Consider the following 21845-nt stretch of genomic DNA (forward strand, 5'->3'; position numbering starts at 1 on the left):
AATGGATGCGCAATGACATCGTGACCAAGACTACGACAACTCGACGCCCTCAAATCAGTCACACATCACAGGAGTGTGACACGGCGCGAAAAACCTCGAATTTTCGCAAACCGGCGGCAGGTGACCGCATACAGCCTTGCCCAACGAGTTCGGTCATACGGTGGAGGAAGGACAAGAGGCGCGCTCGCACGGCGCGCCACCTAATAGCAGGCAAGCATTGATATAATTTTTGAAAAATGGTGACCCCGGCAGGATTCGAACCTGCAACCTGCCCCTTAGGAGGGAACCGTTCATAGCGTTAGTCCTTCTTTGATTTCTGCTGCTTGGGTGTTTGTACAAGGTCTTCCTGTACATAGTTTGTACGAAAACGGGCCCTGACATCGGCCTCATCCGTCTCTGCGTGGGCATAGATACGCATCGGCAAATTAGGGTCAGCCCAGCGGCCAGCTTTGGCCGCGGTTACGGGATCGACACCCTGCCGGACGACTAATTCAGTGAAGAACCCATGACGCCCTGCTTGGTGCGCGGATAGGTATTGGATACCAGCCCGCTTGCAGATGGTCTTCCAGCGGGTGTTGTATCCGGTCGAGCTGCCATAGCCAAAAACGCGCGGCTTCATGAATTTGCCGGTCTTGCGGTTCTTGGGTCGCTTTGGTGGCAAGGCCAGCAGTTCGTCCATCATCTCTGGCGATACCGTGATCCAGCTCTCGGGGTGTCCCTTCTGGGCCTTCACCTTGACCTTGTTCTCGGCAGGCCGCAGATCATGAGGTTCTAACGAAACAGCCTGATCGATCCGCGCCGCCGTCTCGAACATGAACCGGACAAGCGCCGCGTTGTACGGATCAGCAGCGCTGCAAAACGCCTCGATCCACTCCTTGTCCGCAGGGGTACGCTCAACACGGCTTGGCTTGTCGCGCAGCTTGTCCTGCGAAATACGCTCAAATTTACTGTAGGGCTTTACGCGGATCAGAGGCGTCCCCAATATCTGGTGTGCATTATTGATGACAGCGCTTGCTGGAACAATAATTTCCCTCCACCAAGTATCGGTCGATGCCATCGGTTTCCAATCTGGCCCAAACCCCTTCAACAAAGCGCCTGTGATAGCCGTCAGCGGCATGGCCCCAATCTCTTTGACAATTGGAATGAGTCGCTCAGCGTCTTCTTCTGAGGCGTTGTAGAGCATGATTGCATCTGAAAATGTCTTGCTGATCTCATCGCCAACAACGTGTCGACGTATCTGCATTTCAGTTTCAAGCGCTACCCAGTCCCGCGCGCCTGCTTCTGTAGGTGCCTTAGTGCTTCGCCGGTATGGGCCTGCGATACGCCTGCCGTTGTACTCGACCCAGCCCTTAACCCAGTAGAAGCGACCCCTCTTGTAGATTTGGAGCGGCATGGCTGACCTCCTTCAAAAATCGTATCGATCTGCGCGGGCGTGATCAGCATGGTCCGCCCAAGGCGGTAAAATGCCCCTGTTTCATTTGCCCGCTCGCGCAAGGTTCGCTCTGAGATGTCGATCCCTAAGTCCGACATGACCGCGACCCATTGAGCCGGCGTCTTTCCCAGCCCCAAGATTTGAGAACCATCGGTGGTGTCTTGGATAGACATGACTCATCCCTCCCTGCGCGAGATTGCCGCTTTGGTTTCGGCTTTCACCGTGAACTGGGCCACATACTTTTCCCAAGCCCCGCTGGGAATTTTCGGGTTCCGTTTCCCAGGCGCGGTGTAGATATGATCCAGCATGTCCTCGCGGATCAGGTAGCGAACGTTGGTCACAGGAATGCCAACTCGCTCCGCCAGCTCTTTGGGTGTCTCGAGAAGTTTAGTCATGGATCGCCCCTCAGCCAATTGCTCACGTATCGAGGCGAAAGAATTAGTTTTGCGTTCAGAAAGAAACAAAACTACGCTGATCTTGGATGAATCAGACGTATCGCCATCGTTCGTAACACATATTGTTAAATATGATCACGAATGAGGTCAATGCGATTACAAACGAAAGTTGCAAATGGCAGTTCAGGGAATGGGAGAACGCCTCGCGGCAGTCAGAACCATGTCTAAGCTCTCCCAAGAGGATATGTGTCGTCGTTTGGGGATAAGTCGCAGCGCGTTCCAGAATTATGAACGGGGGCAACGTGACCTGACCGCCGAACTCCTGTTCAAGGTCTATAAAGAGTTCGACGTTGACCCGCTCTGGATGCTCGAAGGTGACACCGAAACTGGCAAAAGCAGGCGCCACGAAGAGGTGACACAAGCCTACCGAAAGATTGGCCTCGCGGTCGAGAATCGCATTAGCGAACGTAGCCTGAAGGTAACCCCAGAAAAGAAGTGGGACGCAATCGACTTCCTTTTCGCTGAGTTTCTTAACACGGACGCTTTGGGTGGCGAGGATCACGAGCTAGATACCAAGCGGATCGATAGCATTTTAGGACTGGTGGCATAATGTCTGACACTGACTTTCCCGGAAGCATCCATGTCTTGAAGCCACGAAAAGTTTCCGTGTCGCGGAAACTCGATAGTTTCTTAAATGCAACTGGCTTAGCGCATTCTAATGGTGTTCCGATTAACGATGAGACTCGACCCAAAGCTGGCAGTTTGAATGCCTTGTTGTGCGCGGGTTGTGGCCAAGTCGAGTATCTGACCCGCGAGTATTGTCGCTGTGGTCACTATCTGAGCGGTCAACTTCAAGACGAGTATCTTGCTTTCGAACAGAGCCTCCACGCTAGAAATGCAGAATTGTCTAATGAGGTTGAGCGTACACTAAAGCCCCTCCGGTACTGCTACCTGCTTGCCTTGCCTTTTATGATCATGCCTGCTCTACATGCTCTTTTTTGGTCTGATAGCTTCGCCCTCAGTACATTTCTTTGGTGGATGCCAGCCATGCTAATCGCCGGTGCTGGTATGTTTGCGGAGAGGCATGTCATTCGGCCACTTGAGGAAAGCAACCAGTTACTCAATAACTACACCTTCGATGTTTTCCTATCCAACAGATATCAGCACCCTAACAAACCGTTTTTTGAAGAAGGGCTAGAAGCCAATGGTGTATAACCCCTTGTTTCACTTTACTCCAAGTCAGCAAAGGTCCTTTACTTCTGGCCCTAAAACATCCTGTAAAAGCTTGGGTTTGTCAGTGGTGTCTTTACACAACGGATCCGGACAAGACAAAGAACTGGCCCTGTCATTGGGTCAAACTAAAACCACCCAAGCTGGATTGAAAAGTTAGTGGCAAAGTTTCACATCAGAGCGCGAACCATTGACCTTCTTGGTCGACAGCAAATCGCCAACATATCCACGGCAATAAGTGAGCTCTTCAAGAATGCGCATGATGCTTATGCCACTACAGCTGAAGTCGACTACTTTCGAGACGATGGATTATTTGTCTTAAGAGATGACGGTCTCGGGATGACTAAGCAAGACTTTGAAGATCGCTGGCTCACACTTGGGACTGACAGCAAGGTAGGATCGTTTTCAGGCTTAAAACGTCCCCCAGTTGACAGCGCACAAGACATTCGTCCGCTACTTGGCGAAAAGGGTATAGGACGGCTAGCAATTGCGGTTATCGGCCGACAAGTACTTGTACTAACTCGCGCAAAAGTCGATGGAAAAGCTGAGGACAGCATTACCGCAGCTTACATCCATTGGGGCTTGTTTGAGCTACCTGGGATCGATCTCGACGAAATTGTTATCCCACTTGAAACTTTCAGAGCTGACACCCTGCCGAACCTTGAAGACGTGCAAGAGATGGTGTCAAAAGCCCGGGACAGCTTGGAAAGCCTAGCAAGCCGGATAGACGAAAAGGTTGCAAAGTCTATCCGCAACGATATGGACGCCTTCAAAGTAGACCCTCGAGATGCGTCAACCTACCTTGGGCAACCTTCTTTCGATTTGAACGGTTCCGGAACTCATTTTTACATACTGCCTGCAGATGAGATCATCCAAGACGATATTGATGATCGGGATGAGTCCACCAAGGCAACAAGGTTCGAGAAAAACCTTATCGGCTTCACAAATACCATGACACCGGAATTCCGGAAGCCAAAGATCATAACACGGTTTAGAGATCACGTAGACGAGGGAGAGCCTTTAGAGAGAGTCGGCGAGAAGGCATTCTTTAGTCCCGAAGAGTTCAAGCAAGTCGACCATCATATTCGCGGTCGCTTCGATGAATTCGGTCAGTTTCGTGGGAAGGTTGGCGTCTATCAAACGTTGCCCTCCGAATATGTGCTCAACTGGTCAAATACAGACGGTAAACCGACTAGTTGCGGCCCTTTTGACTTTTCAATCGCGGTGATACAGCCAACGCCAACGGACTCGTTAGTTGATCCAACCGAGCACGCCAAAATCCGAAGAAAGCTTGAACGGCATGGTGGAGTTTACATCTACAAAGATGGGGTCCGAGTTCAACCATATGGCGGTCCTGACTTCGACTTCCTCGATGTTGAGCGCCGGCGAAACTTGCGAGCAGCAACAGCCTACTACTCCTTCAGAAATATCATGGGGGCGGTCGAACTAACGTCTCGAGACAATCCCAACTTGGTAGAAAAAGCAGGGAGGGAAGGTTTTCGTGAGGATAAGGCTTACCGGCAGTTTCGAAGTATTCTGATTAACTTTTTCATACAGTCGGCGGCAGATTTCTTCCGGGAAAATGGCAAATATTCTGAAGAATGGACTGAAAAACGTTATGAACTTCAACGCCTCGATGAAGTTCGAAAGAAGCGTGAGAAACAGTCCAAAGGCAAGAAAGACAGGTTCGGTGATCAGCTAGAGAAATTCTTCAAGGTTATAGACTCCGGACAGTTGCCAAAAACCATATCTGATACGGTTGCAGGTTTTGAAGCGGACGTGCTTTACGAAATCAATAGCAAGAAGAATCCACAAGCCAAGGCACTTGCAATTGGCCGTCTGGAGGCTGAGGCGAAGTTGCATCTGGACCAACTTCGCAAGGAGCATGCTATCTCGAAACCGCGAGGTGTTGGTCTAAACACTGAACTACGCAACAACTGGGAAGCCTACCAAACAGAAATGGGCAGGCTAACGAATGACCTGGTGTTGCCTGCCGAGAAGACGATCGAGAACATCGTCACAACAACTGTAAAGAAAAACAAGCTGAACCTTGAGCCTGGGCTGCGACTGAATGCTGCCGTCCAAAAGCACACGAAAGAGACCCTTTCAACCATGAAAACTCTGCGGACGCAGACGGAGGAGACCCTAACCGACCTGACACGCACAGTAAGAGATACAACAAAAAACAGCTTTCGAAACGTATCGAAAGTCGTTGATGAGGTCCTCGCCGAGCTTGAGGCCGTTAAAGGTAAGAAGCAGGCAGAGTTCGATTTCTCAAAACAGCGGGAGGCTTTCGAGACCTTGGTAGCTGACGCATTCGAAGAAGAGAGCGAAAAACTGCGGAAGATCTACAGTCAACTCGACGCTGTTCTATCATCAACCCAATCCAGCGGTTCAGATATGGTCGAAGTCACTGAAGCGCTGGAAGAGGAAGTCGTGGCGCTTCGCGAGCGACAAGAGGTCGATTTCGAGCTCGCCCAAATTGGGATGGCGCTGAACACGATTAACCATGAATTTGGAAAGACGGCTGGTAGCTTGCGAGACGGCCTTAGACGCATGAAATCTTGGGCCCATGCCAATCCTGACATGAAGCGCCTATACGACGACATGCGCGTCAATTTTGATCACTTGGACAGCTACTTGGCATTGTTCAACCCACTTGACCGGAAGCTTCAGTCGACAGCCGTCGATATCAAAGGCAGTGACATATTTCGATTTGTGTCTGACTTGTTTGAAAAGCGGCTTAAACGTCACAATGTTCGGCTGGTCGCTGATGAGGGGTTTAAGGCTCATACTCTTCATGGGTTTCACGCGGACTTCTATCCTGTCTTCGTCAACCTAATCGATAATGCGATCTATTGGGCGTCCAGTGCGAGAAACGACGCGGGCATCATTGAACTGATTGAAGACAATGGCGACCTTTGTGTCAGAGACAACGGTCGTGGAGTGAGTAGCATTGACGTCCGAAACATTTTTGAGCTCAGCTTTACTCGAAAGCCGGGCGGGAGAGGTATGGGACTGCATATTTCAAGGCAGGCGCTTGGCCGGCTTGGTTACGAACTGAACATCGATCCACCAACCCCCAATTCTGGTGCCTGTTTCCGTATCTCAAAGATGTCTCAATAGAAGATTTGATCAGATGAATTTTGCCGACGACCAATACAACGCCGCCAGCTCCTTCGCGTATACAATGATCGTGGTTGACGACGAACCTGTAGATGACCCTGTCGAACCAGAACCCGCCCTTGAGGTTAAGACGCCTGGTAGGCGCGATGTTGCGGCCGCCAAGAAGGTTGATCAGAAACCTGAAGCACAACGCTCACATCCGCTAGACGCAAAAGGATTGATAAAGAGTGCCCTAGACTTGGGGCTTGTCTGCTCGGTTGTTAACCCGACTGGTGATGAAGGTAGTGTAGCAAAAAGTGTCGCTAAGGCCTCGTTGAGAGCTGATATCGTATCCTTAGACTGGCACATGAATCACGGTGATGATGGCGAGCTAGCATCCGAGATTATTCAGGAAATTCTTCGTGGGGATGAGGCCATTGGAGGACGCCTGAGATTGATTGCGATCTACACCGGCAACAAGGATCAGGGAGCCATCCTTGAAAAAATCGCCGAAAGGCTCAACGCAGCTGAGGAAATCGCTGGCAACGTTACTAAGACAGGTGATGTCCTTACCAACTCGTCAGGTTTACGTATCATTTGGCGTGAAAAATCGATGGGCAATGAAAAATTGGCCAATGCCGTTTCCGAGACGCAACTTCCAAAAGAGCTGTTGAAGGCATTCTCAGAGTTGTCGAATGGTCTACTTTCGAACGTCGCGCTCGCAACGATCTCCTCGATGAGAGACACGACGCATCATGTTTTGAGCAAATTTTCGTCAGAACTCGATGGACCATTCTTTCACCACCGCGCACTCCTTAAAAATTCTTCTGACTCAATGGATTATGCAGTTTCTGTCGTAATGAGCGCGTTGAAGTCGGAGGTGGATAAGTCCAAAGTCACGTCGAAATATACAACAGTAGACGCAATAAAACGTCGCTTAAGTCAGATGCCTCAGAGCCCTGAAAATTTCACACTCCGGTACTCGAAAAAGGATCAAGAAAAGGAATTTAAGCTGCATATCGACGATGTCATTTCAATTATGGAACGTGGTTTTTCCGCTTGGCCGGATAAGGACAGGCAAGCAGCTGTTGGGCGGCAACAGGATAAGCAAGCCAGCCCAATGCCCCCAAAGGATGCGTTTTCCAAGAGTTTTTCTACTCTGTTCTGCGATACCATTGAGACGGCAAGTTTCTCCATGCGGCAGTTCTCGTTCTTGACTAACTCTCAGTCAAGCGAGCTCAGTATGGTACACCGAAAAGCACCGCCAAAATTGGGGCTAGGATCAGTCATTTTCTCGGATGCTGACGGCGGCTATTTTCTATGCTTACAAGCGACCTGCGATACTGTTCGTGGGGCAGGATTATTTTTCTTCGTACCGCTCGAAGTCGTGGATAGTGATACTCCTGATATCGTTGTTCCTCATGGACGGAATGGAGCGCTTATCAACTACGTGGGCCTTTCGGTTCCGCCAAAGTGCTACACCAAATCCCTGTCTCTCGATTTTGGTGTGATAAACGATGCCATAGGGCATATCCCAATATGCTATGATGAGCAGAGAGAAATTTACCATGTCCCGGATGCCAACAATACGGACTACCGCTGGCTCGCAAATCTTAAGTACAAGCGGGCACTTAGAATTGCGCAGAATATGAGCCAGGAAATCTCTAGGATCGGCTTCGATGAATTCGAGCCATTTCGTAAAGGTTAGCTGTCACCTAGTCTGGGGTCAGCAGTATGCCAACGATTTTGCAATCTGTATGGCGTGCCGCCTAATGAATTCTGGGGGCAACGCATTCCCGATCATTAAGGCAACTTTGCCGCGACCTTCAGTGAGGTCAAACCGATAGTCAGCAGGAAACGTCTGAAACAATGCCGCTTCACGCAAGCTAATTGCACGATCTTCTTCCGGGTGCAGGTATCGTCCCTTTGATGGATTCCCGCAGCCACCTGTCATCGTAGGGGAAACTTTGTCCCAAGACATGCGCCCATAAACATCGCGAAAGCCAGACTTCTTGTTTTTATGACAATCAAGTACCAGATGTTCTGGAAGCGATGTTCTCGATCCCCCGTCCTTCGGTATATTGCGGATGATTTCCTTTACGTGCGGAGCTCTGTTTGGAACATGGTCATGCAGTGGGTCACCTGCTTCACCAACTGGTGCAAGCCGAACGGCATCGAGACATTTCCGAACTGTAATAGTCTCTGACTTTTCGGCACCCTCAACTTGGCCAATTTTGGATGCGAGCAAAATCATTCTGTATCGGCGCTGAGGGACGCCGTATTCTGAAGCATCCTCCACCCTTACGTTCTTCCGCCCCACCTTGTAACCGAGGACCGATATTCTCTTAAGGAAAGTCTTCATGCGGTTATCTTGCGCCAAAGCAGGCACATTTTCCATCATGATAGCTTTAGGTGAAACAGCCTCAACAATCCGCAGAAACTCAAACAAAAGATCGTTACGGTCATCTGCGACTGCATTTGACTTCTTGCGAGTTCGTAGCGTTGAAAAGCCCTGGCAAGGTGGGCAGCCAGCCAGCAGGTCTAGTTCTCCCCGTTTCAGGCCGATGGTCTTCAACAACGCTGCCGCTCCGACTTCACGTATGTCATTTTCAAAGCAATGAACATCAGGGTGGTTAAGCCTATAAGTTGCGGCTGGGATTTTTTCCTTTTCGACACCAGCCAACACGTTAAAGTCCGCCTGTTTCAGTCCCAGCGTCAGTCCACCAGCCCCACTAAACAGGTCCACTGCTGTAAGTTTTTGTGGGAGCACCGGTGTGGATTTGGCCTTCATGATCAGTCGTGCCTTGTAAGTTCAAGCGAGAATTTCCGCTAAGTACTTGATTTTAAGATGTCAATTTTTTGCTCATTAATACCGTTTGCCCGCATTTTCCTCAAGTCAAAATTTGGCGCTCTCAAGGCGTCAGGTGCTCGGAGGTTTTTCGCAAACAGTGCTGAAAAATGCAGATGCGGGAAGGCCAACCGGAAGACTCGGCCACTTGATCAAGATCGGTTCTTGTTGTTGAATTTCGGCCTTGCTTTGAAGATACCATGGCCATGAGCGTACTCAAGGAACCAATACACCCCGGTGAAGTCCTGAAAGAACTTTACCTTGATCCCTTGGACTTGGGGGCAATCGCACTTGCGCGACGTCTGGCTGTGCCACGGACTCGGATCGAGCGGTTGATCAAAGGAACAACGGGGATCACGCCTGATACTGCACTTCGCTTAGCGCGCGTCTTCAACACAACGCCAACTTACTGGGTGAGCTTGCAGACGATATTTGACATCTCGGTTGCGGCGAAAACAGTCGACGTTTCCAATATCGAGCCGCTCATTGGACCCTAGTGCGTCATTCCCCGGTCCATCTCAACCTCCCGCTCTTCTAGCTCTGTCTCAACCTCTCTTCGGCGGCTTTCACTAATTTGAAGCTGGTCTCGAGTTGCCTCCGCAGATTTCCGTAATTCGAGCCCTCGTTCAGCAAGCCGTGCAACGCAGCCACGGACGCTGTTTGCGATTGAATCAGCACTGACACGCAGGCGGCCAATCCATCCAGTTGGCTCTGCATCTTGGTCGTCGAGCGTGCTTCCAAGCCGCTCAATTCCTTTGCTGAGACCTCGCAGGCCGTCACCAACCGCTCGACGCAGGCGAGCAAGTCGCGTTCCAAGGCTGTCAGGGGTGTCGTCATCTAATTCTCCTCGATCTTGATGCAGGTCACTGATCTGCCGCCCAGTGTGCAGGTCCTCACGCGCGTTGTCGTCGGGTCCAGCACCAGCCAGGTCCCATCCTCCCTGTCGATCCGCGTCAGGCCCAAGTCCGTCATCTCTGAGCTGGCCAACATCAGCGTCCAAAGCAAGCTCGCGGCCATCATCGAGGCGATCCCCGCCAAGAACGTCCCCGTGATCAGCCAGGGCGAGATCGTCAGCCAGCTCTTGTTCTGTCGCAGAAAGGTGCGGGTATCGCTCTCGATTGTACGATGCGCGATGGTCGCAATGCTGCTCAAATCGGTCCTGAAGTTCTCCAATTGCGATGCCATCGAGGCGGCGTAGTCCTGCCGGATCGTGTCCAGTTCCGCGTTCAACTTCTCGCTCAGCCGGGTCGGCTTGCCAGTCTGCATGGAAAATCTCTCCTTTCAAACGCCAGCGTTCGCCGGTGTCGGGGTCTTGGGCGGTCAGGTAGGCTTTGCCGACGCGAGGCAGGTCAAAGCCTGCATCAGCGAGCGCGTCGAGCATGCTTGCGCGGTCGGTGATCAGGCCGACGCTGATCTGATCTTGCAGCCACGCATGCAGCTCGTCGCGCCCCTGTGCGCGGGTTGGGGTCTCGATGGTGTCGCGGACCTCTTGCACACGCTCCAACTCCATCGGATCGGCCCAGCCATGGCGTTGGTTCATCACGTCTCGCAGGCTGTCGAAGGCTTTCTCATAGCCGGGCGGCGCGATATTCAGGCTCCGTCCCGAGGTCAGCTCCAAACGCGGCGTGCAGAAGTGAAGCTCGACGCGGTCTTCGTGGGTATGTCGGACCCAAAGCATGTCATATTGCGTCGGGTCCAGCCCCGCGAAGGCCAGCCGCTCGAACCCGTCCATGACCTCGGCCTGCTGTTCCTCGGTCGGTGCATCCTCGGCGGCAAAGCTGATCACACCCGCGCGGTAGGTCCACTGGTGGCGGCTGGCGTCGATCAGGGCTTCGGTGCGGTCGGGATTGCCGCGCAGCACCTCGGGCAAAGGTTCGCGGTTCACTGTCATCGGTTGGCCGTCGGCATCGCGGATCAGGTCGCGGTTATCGTCGTAGGCCAGCACCTTGTCCGCGACGAGGTAGCCGATGGGACCAGAGCCCGCGCCTTTACCGTTGCGGAAGAACTTGATCAGCATCGGCGCGCGGCCTCGACGATCTGGGCAAGCTGGCGTTCGATGGTGAGAAGGCGGCGAGCAACGGTCAGCGCGTCGAGGTCAACGCGGCCCGCCAGCATCGCGCGGTTCAGCCAGCGGGCGATCTGGTTGAGATTGCCGCCGATGCGTCCGACAGCGAGCACCAGCGCCGGATCGACGCGCGGCACGGGCTTGCGGCGGCGCGCTTCGGTGAGGCCAAGCGCCTCGCGCAGCAGGGTCGCGGCGGGTAAGCCTGCGGCCTCGGCCTTGGCGCGCAACTGGGCCTTCTCTGCCGCTGTGCACCGAAAGACGAAGGTCTCGGTCAGCGGCTCTTTGGTGCGGGCTTTGCCTGCACCGGTGGGGTTCGAAGGGGAGGCTTGCCGCCCCTCGCAAGGTCCCGTGTCAGCAGCGCCAGCGTATGACATGGGTCGCCTTGCTGTTTGCGCTTCGGTGGAATTAGTACTGCTCATGATCTGAGGCCAGCGGCTTGGATTTGCGCTTGCGTTACCAGCTTTGAGGCAAGCAACGCCGTCACCTGGGTGCCCGTGATGTGTTTGCACATTGGGCTGCGATCACTGATCCAGCAGGCCAGCCGCGCATGGTGGTCCGCCTGCAGCGTTGCTGTCTTTTCTCGGTCTTCTGCCTGCTTCTCGACATAGGCCTGCCACCGCCGCGACTGAAACCAGTTGTCGGAAAAGCAGACCTTGGAGCGAGTGAAACCTGCGCTACCGTTGGCATAGGCTTGGACGGCCTGCCGCAAGTCCTCCGGTGCGACCCCTTCCTTCATGGCTTCTTCGATCTGGGCGATGCAGGCAGCTTTGCCGCGAAGGCGATCAGGTGGATACGCGGCCAAAATCTTCTCAGCTTCTTCTTCCACCGCCGCCTCGCGCTTGCGCGTAGGTGGTTTATGGATGGTTTTAGGATGGTTTGGGGGCCGTTGTGGCCCCGGTACCCCGGCCACTGTGGCCCCCGTACCGGGGCCAGACTGGACGGGGGCCACAGTGGACCCCGTCTCAATCTCGGGCTCTGCGGTCGGTTCTAGCGCATCAACTTTGGCCAGATCGATCCGGTAGACGACGGTGAATCCGTTCTTGCAGGTCCGTGCGCCGGTCTCGACCAGAATGCCTTCTTTGAGGAATTCGCGCACGGTTCGTTTGACCGTCGTCTCGCCCAGCTCTGTATGTCGCTGAATCGTCCCCTTGGAACACCAGATGCCAGAACCGTCATCACTCGCCTTGTCGGCCAAGAACATGATGATCTGCTTGCGCGTTGCGCTTCCGAACTTTCGTTCCGCGCATGTGTTCGCAACCCGCCAGCTCATTGGAAGGCCCCAAAACGCGCAAAGACGTGCGAATTTTGTACAGGTTTTGTACGAGATTTCCGCCGTTTCTGCAGAATTCGGCCCGAAAGCTCGCGGGACTTTCTGCATGCTTCTGCACAAAGCCCTGTAAATAAGCCATATTTTTCAGGCAGTTTTGGCGACCCCGGCAGGATTCGAACCTGCAACCTGCCCCTTAGGAGGGGGCTGCTCTATCCAGTTGAGCCACGAGGTCACAGGCGCGGACACTGCCTCACATGCGTGGAATGGTCAATCGTGCGAGGGCGGGGTTTCGCTGCAATCGCGAACTGGATACGGTTCCGGCGACCGCCCGTGCCCCTCGAAGGATCGTATGCATGTTGAAACCGGTGACTTTCCTGCTGCTGGGCCTGATGACGCTTGTCGGGTGTGCTCCTCTGGATCAATCGGATCCGGATCGTCGCAATCATGCGATGATCCTGTTGCAAAACAATGGGCTGGTCCCCGATCAGCATGTGCGCACATATGTCGAGGGCGTCGGGCAGCGGATCATCGGCGCGACCCCTGCGGTCAACGCGGATTGGGATGTCTATGTGCTCGATACGCCGCGGGTGAACGCATATGTGCTGGGCAGCGGTTCCATCTACATGACGCGGGGATTGGTGGCCCTGGCCAATAGCGAGGCGGAGCTTGCAGCGGTTATGGCGCACGAGATTGCCCATCTGGTCGCCCATCATTCCGCCGCCCGATCCGAGCGGATGGAGCAGGTCGAACGGCAGGTGCTGTCCGAAACGGTCTTGGCAGATATGGATGACGTTCAACGCGCCGGAAACCGGATTGCCAGCGGCTTTGCCGCGTTCACACGACAGCAGGAAGCCGATGCGGACACTCGCGGGCTGATCTATCTTGCAAAGGCAGGCTATGCGCCCCAAGCCATGGTCGATTTCCTGCGGGCGATGATCGCCCACGAAACGCTTGAGGCCGCGCTGGCGCACCGGCGCTTCGATCCTGCGCAGGCCAATCTTATGTCCAGCCATCCCGCCAGCGCCGCACGCGTGGCTGCGGTGGAAGCCGCGCTGCCCACGACCCTGACAGGCTATATGGGGCGTGACGCGCATCTGGACGTGATTGACGGCCTGATCTGGGGGGCGGATGGCCGCAACGGCCTGATCCGGGGTGACCGTTGGATCAATCCGGTGACGGGTCTGTCCATCACCGCCCCACCGGGGCTGTCGTTCGACGTGGGTGAGATTGTCGTGCGCGCCGGCGATGCCGAGGGGCGCTACATCAGCTTCGCGCGCGATCTGTCGCGCGGGTTGACCCCTGCCGCGTATCTGACGGAGCTATGGCTGCCCACGATGGAGGCTGACGATCTTCGCGGCGAAGCCTCGGAAGTGCGCACCCGCGTCATAAACGGGCGACAGACAGCCTATGTCGATTTTCCTCTGCGCTCGCTCCAGGGGCCGATGACCTTGCGGTTCGTCGCGGTCGCATTGGGGCGCGAGATGCTGGAGTTCATCATGATCGCGCCTGCGGCGGACCGCGCGGCGATGGACAGCCTGTTCGACACGCTGCAAACCGTCCGCATCCTGCCGCGCTCCCGGCTGGACGACCTGTCACCCACCCGCATCCGGGTCGTGACGGCAGTGCCGGGACAGCAGATCGATGATTTCATAGCGATGATGCAGGTGGACAGTCTGGCACGTGAGCGCTTCCTCGCCCTGAATAACCTGACCGCCGGGGCGCAGGTACAGGCCGGGCAGCGGTTCAAGATCTTGGTCCAGTGACTGGCCTATCCGGGATACGAGCGCAGATCGGGGGCAGGTGGACCCCCCTTTCGGGCGGATTGAGCCACCATGTCTGGCGTGTCGCGGTTCCCGGGGCGCCGGATCTGACCGTTCGCATGACCGATGGCACGGCCGCCCCGCCCCTGTTCGCGCGCGACCCCGATGCGGAGTGGCTGGCATTGACCGCGCTGGAGGGAACCGGGCTGGCCCCGCGTCCGGTGCGACGATACCCGCATGCTGTCGTTGCGGAATATGTGGCCGGAACGATCTGGGACGGCGATTTCCCTGCCGCGGCGGCCACACTGCGCGCGTTGCACGCCCGCAAAGCGCCAAAGGGCCTGCCGGAGGCCCCCAGATGCGCGGTGGAGGCCGGACGTGGGATCCTGATGCATTGCAAGGATCGAAGCCTGAGCGCGGCGATGCCGGATTCAAGCCCGTTGACCGGACCGGAGGTGTTTCTGCACGGCGATCCCGCACCGGGCAATATCGTGATGCAGCGCGGACAGGCGCATCTGATCGACTGGCAATGCCCCTCGCGCGGGCCTGCCCTGCACGATGTGGCGATGTTCCTGTCGCCCGCCATGCAGATCCTCGGGCGCGGGCGCGTGGCGACATCGGCCGAATGTGAGGCCTTTCACAAGGCGTATGGCCCCATACCGGACACGGCCATCGCCCCGTTGCATTGGCGCATGGCCTGTCACTGCCAATGGCGCATCGAGCAGGGACACGAGGCCTATCGCCCGGCATTGCAGGCCGAGCTTACAGCCCTTGCCCAATCCACACGCCCACGATGACGGCAAGAGCGCCCAACACGACCCCTGCGACCATATAGACCATGCCATCGCGGCGCGATTCCGTGTGATCGCGGTCGCGCCACTGCGGGTTGTTCGTTCGGATCAGCGCCTCCTCGGCCATTCGGGGCAACAAGGGACCGAAGCGTGAGAGAACCCGCGCGGTTACAGCGAGGTCCCGCACCAGAGCCTTGGGGCCGATATTGTCGCGGATATACTTCTCCACCACCGGGCGGGAGACCTGCCACATGTTCATGTTCGGATCGAGCGAGCGGGCCACACCCTCCACCACGACCATCGTGCGTTGCAGCAGGATCAGCTCGGTCCGGGTTTCCATCCCGAACCGCTCCGTCACGTCGAAGAGGTGCGCCAGCAGCCGGGCCATGGAAATGTGCGACGCATCCTGACCGAAAATCGGCTCGGCCACGGACCGCAGCGCCTGGGCGAACGCCTCCATATCATGATCGGGAGAGACATACCCCGCCTCGAAATGTACCTGAGCCACACGCAGGTAATCCTTGCGCAGAAAGCCGAACAGGATTTCGGCATAGATCCGGCGCGTATAGGCATCTATCCGCCCCATGATTCCGAAATCGAAGGCGATCAGATCGCCTTCGGGGCCGACCTTCAGATTGCCCTGATGCATGTCGGCATGGAAAAAGCCGTCGCGCAGGGCATGGCCCAGAAAGACCTGCACGATGCGGGCGGCCATCTCCTGCATGTCGATCCCCTGCGCGCGCAGGGCTATGACCTCGCTGAGATTGATCCCCTCGATCCACTCCGTCGTCATGACTGTCTGCGCCGAAAGAGACCAGATTACCGCCGGAACACGGAAGCGGTCGTCCTTGGCGCAATTGGCCGCGAATTCCGCCCCGGCAGAGGCTTCGAGCCTGAAGTCCAGTTCCTGCTGCACGACCTCATGGAAATGGGCGATCACTTCGGTTGGCTTGAGCCGGCGCGATCTGGGCGACAGCAATTCGATGGTGCGCGCCGCGAAATAGAAGGCGTTGATATCCCGCGCGAACGCCCTGGCGATGCCGGGACGGCGGATTTTCACGGCAACCTCAAGTCCGGTGTCCGCCACGCGCGCCCGGTGCACCTGCGCGATCGAGGCGGCGGCGACGGGGGGGCTAAACTCACTGAACAGCATGTCGATGGGCGCGCCCAGTTCCCGTTCCACCTCCGCACGGGCGGTGGCCAGATCGAAGGCAGGCAGACGATCCTGCAAGACCTTGAGCTGCTGGCTGAGGTCGTCACCAGTCACGTCGGGGCGGGTGGACAGGATCTGCCCGAACTTGATATAGGACGGTCCCAGCGCGGTGATCGCCCGCACGACGGGCGGCTGCGATGGATCGCCCTGCTCCCCCAGCCACTGAACCGGCCACATCACGATCTTCGCCGCGATCCGCAAACCTTTGGGGGCGCCCAGCTCACGCATTGCCACGTCCAGCGCGCCGGTCCTCTCGAACGTGGCGCCGGTTCGGATCAGGCGCCAGACATTGGATATGGGGTTCAAATCTTCCACCCCGAATGCAGGCAGGCAATGCCCATGGTCATGTTGCGATACGCGACGTTTTCGAACCCGGCCGCACGGATCATGCTCGCAAACGCCTCCTGATCGGGAAACTTGCGGATCGATTCGACGAGGTACTGATAGCTCTCGGAATCGTTCGCGATCACCTTGCCCATGCGCGGGATCACGTTGAAGGAATAGGCGTCATACGCCTTTTGCAGCATGTCGTTGGGAATCTGGCTGAACTCCAGACACATGAAGCGCCCCCCCGGCTTGAGCACGCGGAACGCCTCGGCCAGCGCCTCCTGCGGACGCGTGACGTTCCGAATGCCGAAGCTGATGGTGTAGACATCGAACGAGTTGTCCGCGAAGGGCAGCGCCATCGCGTCGCCCACCACCCATTCCAGCGGCGCATCCTGTGCTTCGGGTCGTTTCTTTCCTTCCTCCAGCATCGAGGCGGTCATGTCGCAGACCGTCGCATGTCCGCCGCCGCGCTTGAGGAACCTGAACGAGATGTCCCCCGTACCGCCCGCCACGTCCAGCAGATGCTGATGGGGGCGCGGTGCCAGCCAATCCATCATCGCATCTTTCCAGATACGGTGGATGCCCATGCTCATCACGTCGTTCATCACGTCGTATTTCGACGCGACGGACGTGAACACGCCGTGAACCTTGCCCGCCTTTTCGCCCTCGGGCACATTCTGAAACCCGAAATGGGTGGTGTTCGGATCGGCGGGACCCGAACCATTTGACCTCGAACCAGTAGACATTGGGCAGCTCCATCGCTCGCGTGTTGGTGCAACCTAGCGATTGGCGCGGGATTGGAAAGCGCGCTCTGGGGTCGCAGAGATTGCGTGGAACCTAGTGCGCCCCTAGATGGGGTCCAGCCAAGCGCGAAGGATTCCCGATGCCCGAACTGCCCGAGGTCGAAACCGTCCGCCGTGGCCTTGCCCCCGTGATGGAGGGTCAGGTGATCGCGCGGGCGGAGGTGCGCCGTGCCGATCTGCGCTGGCCCTTCCCGGAACGGATGGCGGAACGCCTGAGCGGGGCACGAATCGACCGGCTGGGGCGACGCTCGAAATATCTGCTGGCCGATCTCGACCGGGGCGAGACGCTGATCATGCATCTGGGCATGTCGGGCCGGATGCTGATCGCGAAACCCGGCGGGACGACGATTCCCGGCAGCTTCCACCACCATCATCCCGCGCCTGAAAAGCATGACCACGTCATCTTCGACATGGATAGCGGCACCCGTGTCACATTCAACGACGTGCGCCGTTTCGGCGCGATGGATCTGGTGGCGACCGGGGCATTGGACACGCACAGGCTTCTGTCCGTGCTGGGCCCCGAACCGTTCGACAACGGCTTTTCCGATGCCTATCTGGCGGAAAAGCTGAAGGGCCGCGCCACCCCCGTCAAATCCGCCCTGCTGGATCAGCGAATCGTGGCCGGTCTGGGAAATATCTATGTTTGTGAGGCGCTGTGGCGGGCGGGAATCAGCCCGATGCGACTGGCGCGCGACCTGACGCCCCGACAAATCGCAACAGTGACGCAGACCATCCGCGACGTCCTGACGGATGCCATCGCTGCTGGCGGCTCCAGTCTGCGCGACTACCGCCAGGCCGACGGCGAACTGGGCTATTTTCAACACTCTTTCGCGGTTTATGGCCGCGAGGGTGAGCCGTGCCGAACTCCCGGTTGCGCGGCCCGGATCGAACGGGTCGTGCAGGCGGGCCGGTCGAGTTTTCACTGTCCCGTATGTCAGGGGTAACGACTGAAACAACTTGCAATCATCCGCTAGGCGTTTCAAATCGCGACAACCCCGCCCGGCCCGCCCGGCTGGGCTCAGTTGGCAAGGGAAAGGAATTTCGCGTGGCCTATGAGATGCTCATAACCGATGTCTCCGATTACGTCGGACTCATCAAACTCAACAGACCCGATGCGCTCAATGCGCTGAACGCCCAATTGCTCACCGAGCTGGCGGACGTGCTGAAGGCGTGGGACCGCGACGACAACGTTCGCGCCATCGTGCTGACCGGATCGGAAAAGGCATTCGCCGCAGGGGCCGACATCAAGGAGATGTCGGACAAGTCCTCCGTCGATATGTTCGTGTCCGATTACTTCACCGAACAAACCGACGCGGTCGGCCGCACGCGCAAGCCGATCATCGCCGCCGTATCCGGCTTCGCGCTGGGGGGCGGCTGCGAACTGGCGATGATGTGCGACTTCATCATCTGTTCGGACACAGCTAAGTTTGGCCAGCCGGAGATAAACCTGGGCGTCATGGCCGGAATGGGCGGCACCCAGCGTCTGACCCGCCTGGTGGGCAAGTCCAAGGCGATGGAGATGAACCTGACGGGTCGCTTCATGGATGCGGAGGAAGCAGACCGGTCCGGTCTGGTGTCACGTGTCGTGCCGGCGAAGGAGCTGCTGGACGAAGCGCTCAAGACGGCGGGAAAAATCGCGGAGAAATCCCAGATTGCCGTGATGGCGGTCAAGGAATCGGTCAACCGCGCCTACGAGATGACGCAGCGTGAGGGCATCCTGTTCGAGCGCCGCGTCTTCCACTCCCTGTTCGCCACGGAGGACCAATCCGAGGGGATGGCCGCCTTTGCTGAAAAGAGAACCCCGAAATTCCGCGACAAGTAACCCAAACACCGCCAATGGCGTTGACAGACCACGGGCACGGGTGTACTTGCGCGGCTCATCTTTGAATCAAAAGAACCGGAATCAATCATGGCAAATACGCCTTCTGCTAAAAAGCGCGTGCGCCAGCTCGAGCGCCGCACCGAGATCAACAAGGCGCGTCGCTCGCGTATTCGTACCTATCTGCGTAAGGTCGAGGAGGCGATCGCCGGTGGCGATCAGGCCGCGGCGAAAACCGCGCTTCAGGATGCACAACCCGAGATCATGCGCGGCGTGACGAAGGGCGTGATCCACAAGAACACCGCCTCGCGCAAGGTGTCCCGGCTGTCCAGCCGCGTGAAGGCGATGGCCTGAGGTCAGACGTCGCAGGCGAATGTGAATACAGGGCGTATCTTCGGATGCGCCCTTTTCGTTTGCCCCTCTAATCTTCGATCCGCATCCGCGTGGCGCACCATTCGCCCTGACGTCACTTCACCATCGCATTCGGATGTTCCGCATTCGGTCCTGTTGCGAGAATCGCACCCAATCCGTAAGTTCTGGCAACGCACCGCACCGGCTTATCCATTGATTCCATATGGCCCCGCCTTCGAAGGAAAACCCCCTTCGCGAGGGGCTCTTTTCCTTGGATAACGCAAATATATCAACATCTTAGCGCGGAAATTTGTCTCGGTTTCGCTTGTGTGCGAGACCCGACTCAGACTAGTTTCTTCGAACGACGAAGACAGCTTCGAAGAGAAGACCGCGTCGGACAAATGAGGAGGGCATAACGTGTCGCAGATCGAACAGATGAAACCGCAAGAGGCGTACGAGATTCTGCGGTCGAATCCTGCGGCGGCCCTTGTTGACGTCCGAACGCAGGCGGAATGGAGTTTCGTAGGCATCCCCGACACGAGGGACCTGGGCAACGCGATGGCACTGGTACAGTGGGCGCGTTACCCCGATATGGCCGTGAATACCAATTTCGTTCAGGAACTGACCGATCAGCTTGGCGGGCAGATTCCCGACACGCTGTTGTTCATCTGCCGCTCCGGCGCCAGGTCGCAGAACGCGGCGCAGATGATCTCTCAGCAAATGTCCCAGGCAGGCAGGGACGTTCGCTGCATCAATGTCGCGGAGGGATTCGAGGGTGATCTCGATTCCAAATCTCAGCGAGGAAAGCTCAACGGCTGGAAGGCCGGTGCGCTGCCTTGGCGACAAACCTAGAACCAACGCCGGGCGATCGACGCCCGCACTGAAACTCTTGCCTGCCGGCCCGCCTGATGCGTGGTCCGGTGACAACCGGATTTTGATGGGACGAAACATGTCGGATACCGATGCCTGGGGGCGGATTTGCACGGATATGAAATCCACGATCGGCAAGGAAGCCTATCAAAGCTGGATCGATCCGCTCGCGCTTCACAAGATCGAACAGGGCATCGCGCATTTCGCCGCACCGACCAGCTTTATCGGCCGCTGGGTGGATCGCAATTACGGTGAGCGTATCCGCTCCTCCTTTGCGCGCGAGGGGTACAGCGTCACCCGTCTGGATTTCAGCGTCAGCCCGGCAGCACGCAAGGCCGCCACTCCGGCGGGCCAGCGCAGCGCGCCCCTGAACGCTCCATCGGCCAAAACCACAGCCACCGCCCACGCAGCGGAGGAAGAACTGCCCGGATCGCCGTTGGATCCGCGCTTCACGTTCGACAGCTTCGTCGTGGGCAAGCCGAACGAGCTGGCCCATGCCGCCGCGCGCCGCGTGGCCGAGGGGGGCGAGGTCGCCTTCAACCCGCTGGTCCTCTATGGCGGGGTCGGACTGGGCAAGACGCACCTGATGCACGCCATTGCCTGGAAACTTCAGCAGGACAATCCCGGCTTCCGCGTGCTCTACCTCAGCGCGGAACAGTTCATGTACCGCTTCGTTCAGGCGCTGCGGTTTCGTGATACGATCTCGTTCAAGCAGATGTTCCGATCTGTCGATGTCCTGATGGTGGATGACGTGCAGTTCATCGCTGGCAAGGATTCCACGCAGGAGGAATTCTTCCACACCTTCAACGCCCTGATCGACCAGAACAAGCAGGTCATCATCTCCGCCGACCGTGCGCCGGGGGAAATCGACGGGATGGAGGATCGGATCAAGTCGCGCCTGCAATGGGGGCTGGTGGCGGACATTCACCCCACCGACTACGAATTGCGGCTCGGCATCCTGCAAGCAAAGCTGGACGCCCAGCGCGCGCAGCATCCAAACGTCACCATCGACCCGAAGGTCATCGATTTCCTCGCGCATCGGATCAGCAGCAATGTGCGCGTTCTCGAAGGCGCGCTGACGCGGCTCTATGCGTTTGCGTCCCTCGTCGGGCGGCACATTGATCTGGACATGACCCATGAATGCCTGACCGACCTGTTGCGCGCCTCCGAACGCAAGGTCACGATCGAGGAGATCATGCGCAAGGTCGCGGAATACTATCACCTGCGCATGAACGATCTGATGTCCGCCCGGCGCGCCCGCGTTGTGGCCCGCCCCCGTCAGGTCGCGATGTATCTGGCCAAGACTCTGACATCCAAGAGCCTGCCCGAAATCGGACGCAAGTTCGGGGGCCGGGACCACACCACGGTGATCCATGCGGTCAAGCGGGTCGAGGAACTGAAGCAGACCGACAGCCAGATCGCAGACGATGTCGAATTGCTGCGCCGGATGCTCGAAGCCTAGGGCCTTATTGCTGCCGGACGAGCCCGTCCTAGGGTGTGGACTCATTGATCAGCAATCCAGATGCGGATCGCTGCGAGCTTGATGGCTGCCAGGAAGTTCTCCGG

Annotated in this window: 20 protein-coding genes and 1 tRNA gene; 12 read left to right on the plus strand and 9 right to left on the minus strand. The window is 57.0% G+C overall.

What is annotated here, in order from left to right; all coding sequences use genetic code 11:
- Positions 1-298: 298 nt before the first annotated feature.
- Both H1S03_RS15390 and H1S03_RS15395 read right to left on the minus strand, forming a co-directional pair.
- Positions 299-1393, minus strand: coding sequence for a tyrosine-type recombinase/integrase (locus H1S03_RS15390; RefSeq protein ID WP_185805135.1), 1095 nt, complete (start codon positions 1391-1393; stop codon positions 299-301).
- 215 nt (positions 1394-1608) lie between these two features.
- The gene (locus tag H1S03_RS15395; protein ID WP_185805136.1) at positions 1609-1827 is read right to left on the minus strand and encodes a hypothetical protein; all 219 of its coding nucleotides are present in this window, start codon (positions 1825-1827) and stop codon (positions 1609-1611) included.
- 190 nt (positions 1828-2017) lie between these two features.
- Here H1S03_RS15395 and H1S03_RS15400 point away from each other — a divergent pair, with 190 nt between their 5' ends.
- The 4 genes from H1S03_RS15400 (at position 2018) to H1S03_RS15415 (ending at position 7870) form a co-directional block, all read left to right on the plus strand.
- Complete coding sequence (locus H1S03_RS15400; RefSeq protein ID WP_185805137.1) at positions 2018-2437, plus strand: helix-turn-helix domain-containing protein; 420 nt, start codon at positions 2018-2020, stop codon at positions 2435-2437.
- The gene (locus H1S03_RS15405; RefSeq protein ID WP_185805138.1) at positions 2437-3042 is read left to right on the plus strand and encodes a hypothetical protein; all 606 of its coding nucleotides are present in this window, start codon (positions 2437-2439) and stop codon (positions 3040-3042) included. The genes H1S03_RS15400 and H1S03_RS15405 overlap by 1 nt, the downstream gene beginning before the upstream one ends.
- A gap of 174 nt (positions 3043-3216) precedes the next feature.
- The gene (locus tag H1S03_RS17725) at positions 3217-6183 is read left to right on the plus strand and encodes an ATP-binding protein (protein ID WP_185805139.1); all 2967 of its coding nucleotides are present in this window, start codon (positions 3217-3219) and stop codon (positions 6181-6183) included.
- A 13-nt stretch (positions 6184-6196) separates the two neighbouring features.
- Complete coding sequence (locus H1S03_RS15415; RefSeq protein ID WP_185805140.1) at positions 6197-7870, plus strand: response regulator receiver domain; 1674 nt, start codon at positions 6197-6199, stop codon at positions 7868-7870.
- A gap of 18 nt (positions 7871-7888) precedes the next feature.
- On the opposite strand, the gene H1S03_RS15420 is transcribed toward H1S03_RS15415, so the two are convergent.
- On the minus strand, positions 7889-8953 hold the full coding sequence (locus H1S03_RS15420) for a DNA cytosine methyltransferase (protein ID WP_185805141.1): 1065 nt from the start codon (positions 8951-8953) through the stop codon (positions 7889-7891).
- 263 nt (positions 8954-9216) lie between these two features.
- Between H1S03_RS15420 and H1S03_RS15425 the strand changes: the two genes are divergently transcribed.
- Complete coding sequence (locus H1S03_RS15425; RefSeq protein ID WP_185805142.1) at positions 9217-9507, plus strand: HigA family addiction module antitoxin; 291 nt, start codon at positions 9217-9219, stop codon at positions 9505-9507.
- On the opposite strand, the gene H1S03_RS15430 is transcribed toward H1S03_RS15425, so the two are convergent.
- From H1S03_RS15430 to H1S03_RS15445, 4 genes are all read right to left on the minus strand, one after another.
- Positions 9504-11027, minus strand: a complete 1524-nt coding sequence (locus H1S03_RS15430; protein ID WP_185805143.1) for a relaxase family protein — start codon at positions 11025-11027, stop codon at positions 9504-9506. The genes H1S03_RS15425 and H1S03_RS15430 overlap by 4 nt on opposite strands.
- A complete protein-coding gene (locus tag H1S03_RS17565; RefSeq protein WP_249777951.1) occupies positions 11021-11494 on the minus strand; it encodes a plasmid mobilization protein in 474 nt (157 codons plus the stop codon). Before H1S03_RS17565 ends, H1S03_RS15430 begins: the two co-directional genes overlap by 7 nt.
- Complete coding sequence (locus H1S03_RS15440; RefSeq protein WP_185805144.1) at positions 11491-12345, minus strand: hypothetical protein; 855 nt, start codon at positions 12343-12345, stop codon at positions 11491-11493. The genes H1S03_RS17565 and H1S03_RS15440 overlap by 4 nt, the downstream gene beginning before the upstream one ends.
- A gap of 155 nt (positions 12346-12500) precedes the next feature.
- Positions 12501-12577 (minus strand) — tRNA-Arg (locus H1S03_RS15445).
- Positions 12578-12698: 121 nt separating this feature from the next.
- Between H1S03_RS15445 and H1S03_RS15450 the strand changes: the two genes are divergently transcribed.
- Together H1S03_RS15450 and H1S03_RS15455 are read left to right on the plus strand one after the other, a co-directional pair.
- Positions 12699-14108, plus strand: a complete 1410-nt coding sequence (locus H1S03_RS15450) for a M48 family metalloprotease (RefSeq protein WP_185805145.1) — start codon at positions 12699-12701, stop codon at positions 14106-14108.
- Positions 14105-14902: a phosphotransferase gene (locus tag H1S03_RS15455; protein ID WP_185805146.1), complete on the plus strand. Its 798-nt coding sequence runs from the start codon at positions 14105-14107 to the stop codon at positions 14900-14902. Before H1S03_RS15450 ends, H1S03_RS15455 begins: the two co-directional genes overlap by 4 nt.
- On the opposite strand, the gene ubiB is transcribed toward H1S03_RS15455, so the two are convergent.
- Both ubiB and ubiE read right to left on the minus strand, forming a co-directional pair.
- On the minus strand, positions 14868-16415 hold the full coding sequence (ubiB, locus tag H1S03_RS15460; protein WP_185805147.1) for a 2-polyprenylphenol 6-hydroxylase: 1548 nt from the start codon (positions 16413-16415) through the stop codon (positions 14868-14870). The genes H1S03_RS15455 and ubiB overlap by 35 nt on opposite strands.
- Positions 16412-17182, minus strand: a complete 771-nt coding sequence (gene ubiE / locus H1S03_RS15465) for a bifunctional demethylmenaquinone methyltransferase/2-methoxy-6-polyprenyl-1,4-benzoquinol methylase UbiE (RefSeq protein ID WP_185805148.1) — start codon at positions 17180-17182, stop codon at positions 16412-16414. Before ubiE ends, ubiB begins: the two co-directional genes overlap by 4 nt.
- Before the next feature lie 137 nt (positions 17183-17319).
- Here ubiE and mutM point away from each other — a divergent pair, with 137 nt between their 5' ends.
- The 5 genes from mutM (at position 17320) to dnaA (ending at position 21741) form a co-directional block, all read left to right on the plus strand.
- On the plus strand, positions 17320-18183 hold the full coding sequence (mutM, locus tag H1S03_RS15470) for a bifunctional DNA-formamidopyrimidine glycosylase/DNA-(apurinic or apyrimidinic site) lyase (protein ID WP_185805149.1): 864 nt from the start codon (positions 17320-17322) through the stop codon (positions 18181-18183).
- Positions 18184-18284: 101 nt separating this feature from the next.
- Positions 18285-19061, plus strand: coding sequence for an enoyl-CoA hydratase (locus H1S03_RS15475; protein ID WP_166187880.1), 777 nt, complete (start codon positions 18285-18287; stop codon positions 19059-19061).
- 87 nt (positions 19062-19148) lie between these two features.
- Positions 19149-19412, plus strand: coding sequence for a 30S ribosomal protein S20 (gene rpsT, locus H1S03_RS15480; RefSeq protein ID WP_166187882.1), 264 nt, complete (start codon positions 19149-19151; stop codon positions 19410-19412).
- 414 nt (positions 19413-19826) lie between these two features.
- Positions 19827-20261: a rhodanese-like domain-containing protein gene (locus H1S03_RS15485; protein WP_221892727.1), complete on the plus strand. Its 435-nt coding sequence runs from the start codon at positions 19827-19829 to the stop codon at positions 20259-20261.
- Between the two features lie 97 nt (positions 20262-20358).
- Positions 20359-21741, plus strand: coding sequence for a chromosomal replication initiator protein DnaA (gene dnaA / locus H1S03_RS15490; protein WP_185805150.1), 1383 nt, complete (start codon positions 20359-20361; stop codon positions 21739-21741).
- Positions 21742-21845 lie beyond the last annotated feature (104 nt).

Origin of the sequence: Pontivivens nitratireducens (assembly GCF_014235845.1) — a bacterium.
Taxonomy (GTDB): domain Bacteria; phylum Pseudomonadota; class Alphaproteobacteria; order Rhodobacterales; family Rhodobacteraceae; genus Pontivivens; species Pontivivens nitratireducens.

Bases quoted from the DNA above. Each gene is read 5' to 3' on its own strand.
- H1S03_RS15390 (WP_185805135.1), bottom strand. From the start codon at position 1,393: ATGCCGCTCCAAATCTACAAGAGGGGTCGCTTCTACTGGGTTAAGGGC.
- H1S03_RS15395 (WP_185805136.1), bottom strand. From the start codon at position 1,827: ATGACTAAACTTCTCGAGACACCCAAAGAGCTGGCGGAGCGAGTTGGC.
- H1S03_RS15400 (WP_185805137.1), top strand. From the start codon at position 2,018: ATGGGAGAACGCCTCGCGGCAGTCAGAACCATGTCTAAGCTCTCCCAA.
- H1S03_RS15405 (WP_185805138.1), top strand. From the start codon at position 2,437: ATGTCTGACACTGACTTTCCCGGAAGCATCCATGTCTTGAAGCCACGA.
- H1S03_RS15415 (WP_185805140.1), top strand. From the start codon at position 6,197: ATGAATTTTGCCGACGACCAATACAACGCCGCCAGCTCCTTCGCGTAT.
- H1S03_RS15420 (WP_185805141.1), bottom strand. From the start codon at position 8,953: ATGAAGGCCAAATCCACACCGGTGCTCCCACAAAAACTTACAGCAGTG.
- H1S03_RS15425 (WP_185805142.1), top strand. From the start codon at position 9,217: ATGAGCGTACTCAAGGAACCAATACACCCCGGTGAAGTCCTGAAAGAA.
- H1S03_RS15430 (WP_185805143.1), bottom strand. From the start codon at position 11,027: ATGCTGATCAAGTTCTTCCGCAACGGTAAAGGCGCGGGCTCTGGTCCC.
- H1S03_RS17565 (WP_249777951.1), bottom strand. From the start codon at position 11,494: ATGAGCAGTACTAATTCCACCGAAGCGCAAACAGCAAGGCGACCCATG.
- H1S03_RS15440 (WP_185805144.1), bottom strand. From the start codon at position 12,345: ATGAGCTGGCGGGTTGCGAACACATGCGCGGAACGAAAGTTCGGAAGC.
- H1S03_RS15450 (WP_185805145.1), top strand. From the start codon at position 12,699: ATGTTGAAACCGGTGACTTTCCTGCTGCTGGGCCTGATGACGCTTGTC.
- ubiE (WP_185805148.1), bottom strand. From the start codon at position 17,182: ATGTCTACTGGTTCGAGGTCAAATGGTTCGGGTCCCGCCGATCCGAAC.
- mutM (WP_185805149.1), top strand. From the start codon at position 17,320: ATGCCCGAACTGCCCGAGGTCGAAACCGTCCGCCGTGGCCTTGCCCCC.
- rpsT (WP_166187882.1), top strand. From the start codon at position 19,149: ATGGCAAATACGCCTTCTGCTAAAAAGCGCGTGCGCCAGCTCGAGCGC.
- dnaA (WP_185805150.1), top strand. From the start codon at position 20,359: ATGTCGGATACCGATGCCTGGGGGCGGATTTGCACGGATATGAAATCC.